We start from the raw sequence: 7,585 nt of genomic DNA, 5'->3' as shown, positions 1-7,585 counted from the left end.
GGCGGGTCGACCTGAAACCGTTGCGCCGAACAGGACGTCCTGCTCATGGCTGTAACGGCTGAGCAGAATGGCCCAGGCGCCCTGCACGATCGTATTTAAAGTCAATTGATGCTTGCGGGCCAGCGCCTCCAGCTTTGCAGTGGCCTCCTCGGGAAGATACAATTTTCGATCATCATAATCTTTTTCAGGTATGAGCTTGCCATCCAATGCGGGATCGCTGATCAGCGGTGTGGGCGCAGTGAATCCCTTGAGCTCATTGCGCCAGTACTTTTCTGCAGCGGCTTGATCCTGTTTTTGCAGCCAGTTGATGTAATCCCGATACGGTCGAGCAGGCGGCAGTTGAATGGGCTTGTCCTGGCGCAGGGCTTCGTAGCAGGCAAAGACCTCCTGAATCACGATGGGCATGGACCAGCCATCCAACAACAGATGGTGATGGTTCCAGACGAATTGATAGGTTTGATCAGAAAGACGGATTACGGCCAGTCGGATCAGCGGCGCCTTGTTGAGGTCGAAATGGCGTTGCAGATTCTCGGTCAAAAATTGTTCCAGCCGAAGCGATTGCTCCTCTGCGGAGAGATCTCGCCAATCCAATTGTTCAAACGGCAACTCCACCTGTTTGTGGACGACCTGCAGGGTTTTATCGAGCCGCTTGTACACAAACGACGTCCGCAGCACCGAGTGCCGATCCACAATGTGGCGCCAGGCCTGCTCGAAAGCGGCCACATTCAGATCGCCCTCCAGCGTACAGGTGAGTTGCTCGTGATACACGCCCGACTCTGGCGCATACACGCTATGAAATAGCATTCCCTGTTGCATCGGCGACAGGGGATAAATCGCTTCGATGTTTTTCTTATCCATACCAGCCATAACCTTTTCGTTCAATCGAGATCGAAATGAAATCGTTCTATTTCAAATTATACTACATCCCCCCTGTCCCCCCTTCAAAGGGGGGAACTATGGCAAGTCCCCCTTTGAAGGGGGATTTAGGGGGATGTAGATATTAAAATCATCAGGCATAAAATTTATTTGAGAGAATTATCAATTATTTCCTCATTCTATACCCAAAATTTCTGATAATGCGGAAATTGATTGTGCGGCTATTGAATTCCTCTACAAACCGACATCCCCCTTGTCCCTCTTCAAAGGAGGGAACTATCTATTGCAATTCCCCCTTTGAAGGGGGATTTAGGGGGATGTCAACAACGAATTCCATTTCAACATTGACAATTCTCTGAACCTTGATATTTGTAATTGATTTGGAATTTGGTCTTTGTTATTTGGAATTTTACCCTCATGCTTCTTCCAATTCCGCCACCAACTCCTCCAACTCTTCCTGCTCCAACTTCACATCTGAAAAATCCGATGGCGTGTAACCAATCCCCTCTTGCGAGCGGCTCAGGGTAATGATATTCCGCAACGCCTCGACAAATCCTTCGGCCAGTTGCTCGATGGTCTCGGCCCGATGCAGCGCTCGGCTGTAATTCCAGGTCACCTTCAAACATTCGCCTGTCACGCTGCCATTGATGATGATCTTATGGCTGCGGGGCGAAATCAGGCTGCGCTCATTGCCGCTGGATTCTGGCGCTGGCGCAAATGGCGTGGCTTCATCGGCCAGATGATCGAATTGGCCCAAATAATTAAATGCCACTTCGGGATGCGGCTGCGACTGCAATCGTTTTCGCACTTCTGCTTTTTGATTCAAATAGCGCAACAGCCCGTAGCCGATCCCATGATTCGGGATCCGATGCAGTTGCTCTTTGATCGCTCTCAGCCGATCCACCAGCGTCCGACCCTTCGGTGATTGCAATCGCACGGGATAAAGACTGGTGAACCAGCCCACGGTGCGAGACAGATCGACATCATCGAAAAGATCCTCACGACCATGGCCCTCCAGATCGACCAGCAGCGAATTCTCGCCCGTCCAATGCGCAAAGGCCGAGGCAACCGCCGTCAGCAGCACGTCGTTGATGGTCGTGCCGAATGCCGCTGGCACGTCCTTCAGCAGCGCCTGGGTTTCTTCTTTATTCAAAGCCACCTCAACCTGTCCAGCATCCTTTTCCAGATTGCTTCCACCTGGAAAATCAACAGGCAGCAGCGAAAGCGACACTTGGCTCAGCTCGTCCCAATACGCCAGCTCTTTCTCCAGCGCCTCGGATTGGGCGTATTCTGTCAATCGCTGGCTCCACTGCTGGAACGACGTGGTTTTGGCGGGCAACTGCACATTCTGGCCCTGACTCAACTGCAAGTAGGCGGTGTACAAATCTTCCAACAAAATTCGCCACGACACACCGTCGATGGCCGTGTGGTGGATCACGATCAGCAGCCTGCCCGTCCTGCCTTTGCCGAGATCAAAATAGGCAAATTTGACGATGCGGCCGCTGGTCAAATCCAGGCTGGCCTGAATCTCATTAGCTTTTGCCTCGATCTTGCTTTTAAGCAATAGCTCTGCCTCTGATGAATGAGGTGTCATTCCGACCGAAGGGAGGAATCTGTCAGTGTCTATTTTTGACAATTCTGGCGATTCTGAAATAAATAGATTTCTCTCCGCCTGTTGGCGGATCGAAATGACATTAGAATTAGCTGTTTCATTTTCCAACTCTGATGCTTCAACCGTTGAAAAATCAAAATACTCAAACGGCATCTCCGCCAGCTCGCCGCCATTGATCTGCCGCCAGCCATCCTCAGTCCGCTCGAACCGCAGCCTGAGCGCATCGTGATGATTCAGCAGATGCCGAATTGCCTCCTTCAGCCAATCCAGATTCATTTCCTGGCGAATTTCCAACAGTAGCGACTGATTCCAGTGATGCGGCTCGGGCAAATTTTGCTCGAAGAACGCATGCTGGATCGGCGTCAGCGGAATTTCGCCCGTCACCAATCCCTGTTCCGCCAGGATCGTTTTCGCCGTCCCTGCCACCGAGGCCAAACCCGCTATTGTGGGATATTGGAACATTTGCTTCGGAGTCAATTGCAAGCCCACCTGTTTCGCCTTTGCGATCACCTGAATGGTGAGGATCGAATCGCCGCCCAGCTCAAAGAAATTGTCGTTCACCCCGACCTGATCGATGCCGAGCAGTTGTTTCCAGATGGCCGCCAATTTTTCCTCGATCTCATTGCGAGGCGCTACAAAAGCGCCTTCCAATTCCGACCGAGTGATCTCTGGCTTCGGCAGCGCCTTGCGGTCGATCTTAGCGTTGGGCGTCAACGGCATGGCCTCCAGCGTCACGATGGCAGCGGGGATCATGTATTCGGGCAATTTGGTTTTTAAGAAATTTTTCAGATCAGATGAATTCGGCCCAGGCATGGCATTCGGGACAATGTAGCCCACCAATCGCCTGACTCCTGGCTCATCCTCCCGCACGATCACCACCGCCTGCTTCACCTCGAGATGCTGCTCCAGCGCAAACTCGATCTCGCCCAGTTCGATGCGGAAGCCCCGCACTTTCACCTGATGATCGATGCGGCCCAGAAATTCTAAATTGCCATCGGGCAGGTAGCGCACCAGATCGCCTGTGCGATACATCCGCTCGCCTGGGATGATGCTGAACGGATCGGGCAAAAATCGCTCCGCCGTCAGATCGGGTCGATGGAGATAGCCCCGAGCCAATCCCTCACCAGCGATGTACAGCTCCCCAGGCACGCCGATGGGCACCGCCTCCAGATTGGCGTCCAATACGTACACCGCCGCATTATTGATCGGTCGGCCAATCACGGGTCGGCCATCCGAAGTTTTGATGCGGGCAATGGTGGAATCCACGGCGCACTCGGTCGGGCCGTACATGTTGTAAAATTCGGTTCGCTCCGCCCGTTGCAAAATTTTCCAGGTGGCCTCGTCAATAGCCTCGCCGCCAGGGAGAAAGATCGACGGGATCCACCCATTGCCGTTCAACAACCCCGCCTCCAACAGCAGCTTGAGCTGGGACGGCACGCAATCCAGCACATCGACCCTGGATTGCTGCAGATAGGCCAACAGCGCCTCGCCATCCTGTCGAGCCTCCTGGGGCACGATGTCAATGGCATGGCCGCTCAGCAACTGCACCAATTGCTGCACCGAGGCGTCAAAGAGCAGCGGCGCATTGAGACTGACCTTCAGCGGCCGATCGGTGGGATGGTTGGCATAGATCGCCTGGTTCAATCCCGACCACAAATTGATCGCCCCCCGATGCGGCATCATCACGCCTTTGGGTCGGCCTGTCGAGCCTGAAGTGTAAATCAGATAGGCTAGATTTTCAGGCTGGGTCAGATTCTTCGGATTCTTTTTGCTCTCCCGTGCAATTACCTCCCAATCGGAATCCAGACAGATCTGCTCCACTTTACCCTCCAATTCGAGCATTCTCAGATGAGAAAACGTGAGCAGAATCGAAATTTTCGAGTCCTCCAGAATGTACTGGATGCGCTCGGCGGGATAACTCGGATCCAGTGCGGCGTAAGCTCCACCCGCCTTCATGATGCCCAGAATGCCGACGATCATCTCGACGGAGCGCTCCACGCAGAGTCCCACCAGCGTATCGGGCCCCACGCCTTTTTTGCGCAGCAGGTGCGCCAATTGATTGGCCCGAGCGTTCAGCTCGCCGTAGGTCAATTGCTTGTCGCCACAGACGACAGCCAGCGCCTCAGGCGAAGATTTGGCTCGCTCTTCAAATAATTGATGGATGCAGCGATCGGTCGGGTAATCCTTTTCAGTTCGGTTCCAATCCACGATCAATTGCTGGCGTTCATCCAGTTCTAACAGGGGCAGCCGATCCACGCTGAGCTCTGGTTGTTGCACGGCATTTTTCAGCAGGGTCTTGAAATGGCGCACCATCCGCTTGATGGTGTCCTCGTTGAACAGATCGGTGTTGTACTCCCACAGCCCACGATACTCGCCCTCGAACTCCCGCACCGAAAGGGTGATATCGAATTTCGAGGTGACGCTTTTGGTCTGAAACGGGCTGATGATCAACCCTGGCAGCTTCAAATCTTGCACTGGCGTATTTTGAAAGGCGAACATCACCTGGAAGAGCGGCGTATGGCTCATGCTGCGCTCGGGCTGAATGACATCCACCAGCATCTCGAAGGGCAGCTCCTGATGCGCATAAGCGCCCAGGCTGGTCTTCTGCACCTGGTTCAGCACCTCTCGGAAGGTGGGTCGGCCTGAAAATTTGGTTCGCAATACCAGCGTGTTCACAAAAAATCCGATCAGATTTTCGATCTCGGCTCTGCCACGATTGGCGATGGGCGTGCCCACGCAAATATCGGTCTGGCTTGAATAGCGATACAGCAGCGTCTGAAATGCCGCTAACAATGCCATGAATTCGGTGACGCCCTCCTTCCGACAGAACGCCTTGATCTCTTCGGTCAGATCGGCAGGGATGGTCAGCCTGGCGCTGGCGCCGTTGTAAGTGATTTCCGCAGGCCGTGGCCGATCGGTCGGCAGTTCCAGCACGGGCGGGCAACCTTCTAATTGCTTCCGCCAGTAATCCAATTGCAATTGCAACACATCGCCTTTCAGCCATTCCCGCTGCCAGGCGGCATAGTCGATGTACTGGATAGGCAACTCGGGCAATGGCGCTGGCTTCCCCTGGGCAAACGCTTGATACAAAGCGGCAAATTCCTGAATGATCACGCCAGCGGACCAGCCATCAGATACGATATGGTGCATGGTCAACAACATCACATAGGATTCGCTGCTCATCTTTAAAATTCGGCCACGGATCAGCGCATCCTTCGCCAGGTCGAACGGCTGGAGGGCTTCCCGAATCGCTTCCTGCTGTGCCACCGCCTCTCGCTCCTGCTCGCTCAGGTTCGACAGGTCTTTGATTGGCATATTGATGGTCAGCCTGGGCGAAATAACAGGCACGGGCTTCCCTTCGATGGTGAGGAAATTGGTGCGCAACACCTCGTGCCGACGGATGATTTCGTTCAGGCTCTGGATCGTGGCCTCGATATTCAATTTGCCACTGATCCGCACGGCCACGGGGATGTTGTAGTTCGAGCTGCCTGGCGCCATTTGATCCAAAAACCAGAGCCGCTGTTGCTGGTATGAGAGCGGCAATTCACCAGTTCTCGGCACAGGTTTGATCGCCGTGAGCGATTCTCGTCTTGCTTTGGGTTGCAATTCCTCGCCGCTCGTCGCTGGCTCCCGCTCATAACCAAGCTGTTCGGCCAGGCTCCAACTGAACTCGCTCAGAAAATCCTCGGAGTGCACTTTTTTCCAGCGATGGGCCGCATTGTCATCGATCTTTTTGTGCAGATAGAATTTGAAATCGCCGACCATCTGGGATTTTTCGGTCACGCCATCGGTCATGCGCTTGCCCTGGTACGGCTTGAGCATGTCTTCGTTGAAATCAACCTGCAGGAACTGGCAAATTTGTCTCACATAAGTCTCTGGGTCGCTGACGAGATCCTCGAATTTCAGTCGATACTGGCGTTCGGCGGGAATATCTTTCAGGAATTCGAGAATATTTTGATGGCAGACCAGCCAGATCAATTCGGCCAGTTCCCGACGAGTGAATGGGCTTTCATAACGGAAGAAATTCTTGTCCAGTTTTGCCTCGAGGAACGAATAGATCGTAGCGTAAGGATGCCGCACCAGATGGATATATTTGACATCCTCGAAGTCGGCTTCGGCCCGTTTCAAAATCTCGATATCCAGCGGATAAGAGGGCGTCTTATCGACCAGAATTTTGTCGCCGATCCATTCCTGGAGCAAGGCATAGAATTCTTTGGTAGAGAGATTGCGCTCTTCGCACTCGGCCATGATGCGCTGGGCTTCGGCCAGGTCGCAGCTTTTGATCTCCATGATCGCCCGCCAGGCAGCCTCCAGCCAGATGGTCAGCTCCTTTTCGAACGCTGCCTTGCGTTCCCGAAGCGTATTGAACGACAGCAGATCCAATTCGGGCGGCGCAAACAATTGGGGGTGTCCCGCCAGCATCACCCGAAACAGCGTCGAACCCGATCGGGGCGGCGATAGCACAAATATGGCGGGGGGATTCTTTTCTTTCGGCGCCAAGCCATCAGGCCTCGGTGGCAGCGGTTTGATAATTTTTCTAAATTGCTCGATCTGATCAGCACGGATCTTTTTAGCCTTATCGATTTCTGCCTCGACAATTTTCAATGCCGTCGTTTCAACCGCTTCATCGCCAAAATATTTGGCCAGGAGATGCGAATAGTATTCATTAGCGTAAGTCGAAAACTCTGCTATAGTCGGCGCCAAAAAGATCGAGCGGACATGGACCGTTTCGTTAATCAGTTTTTGCAGCTTGTTCACGAACACCGCCGCCTGGAGCGAATTGCCACCCAGCTCAAAGAAATTGTCGTAAATGCCCACCCGCTCGATGCCCAGAATCTCCTGCCACATCTTCGCCAGCGCCTCCTCGAATTTGGTGCGAGGCGCAACATACGCCTTTTCCATTTCGGGTCGGGATTGATCGGGCACGGGCAGCGCCTTGCGATCCAACTTGCCGTTGGGATTAATGGGCAATGCCTCCATGCGCACAAAGATGCCTGGCACCATGTAATCGGGCAGCTTCTCCAATAGATAGCTGCGCAGCTCAGCATTGCTGGGCGGATTATCGGGATCAGGAACCACATACGCCACCAGTCGCTT

General features: G+C 53.6%; 2 protein-coding genes. Both read right to left on the bottom strand.

Annotation, left to right across the window (positions count from 1 at the left end; translation table 11 throughout):
• Positions 1-858 (bottom strand): condensation domain-containing protein (locus tag ONB37_20095; GenBank protein ID MDZ7402464.1); only part of this gene is annotated, 858 nt, incomplete at its 3' end.
• Between the two features lie 433 nt (positions 859-1,291).
• A complete protein-coding gene (locus ONB37_20090; protein ID MDZ7402463.1) occupies positions 1,292-7,576 on the bottom strand; it encodes an amino acid adenylation domain-containing protein in 6,285 nt (2,094 codons plus the stop codon).
• Positions 7,577-7,585 lie beyond the last annotated feature (9 nt).

This window comes from candidate division KSB1 bacterium, assembly GCA_034506395.1.
Lineage (GTDB): Bacteria > Zhuqueibacterota > Zhuqueibacteria > Thermofontimicrobiales > Thermofontimicrobiaceae > Thermofontimicrobium.
Note: the sequence above shows the minus strand (reverse complement) of the source record. Positions and strands in the feature narration are given on the sequence as shown.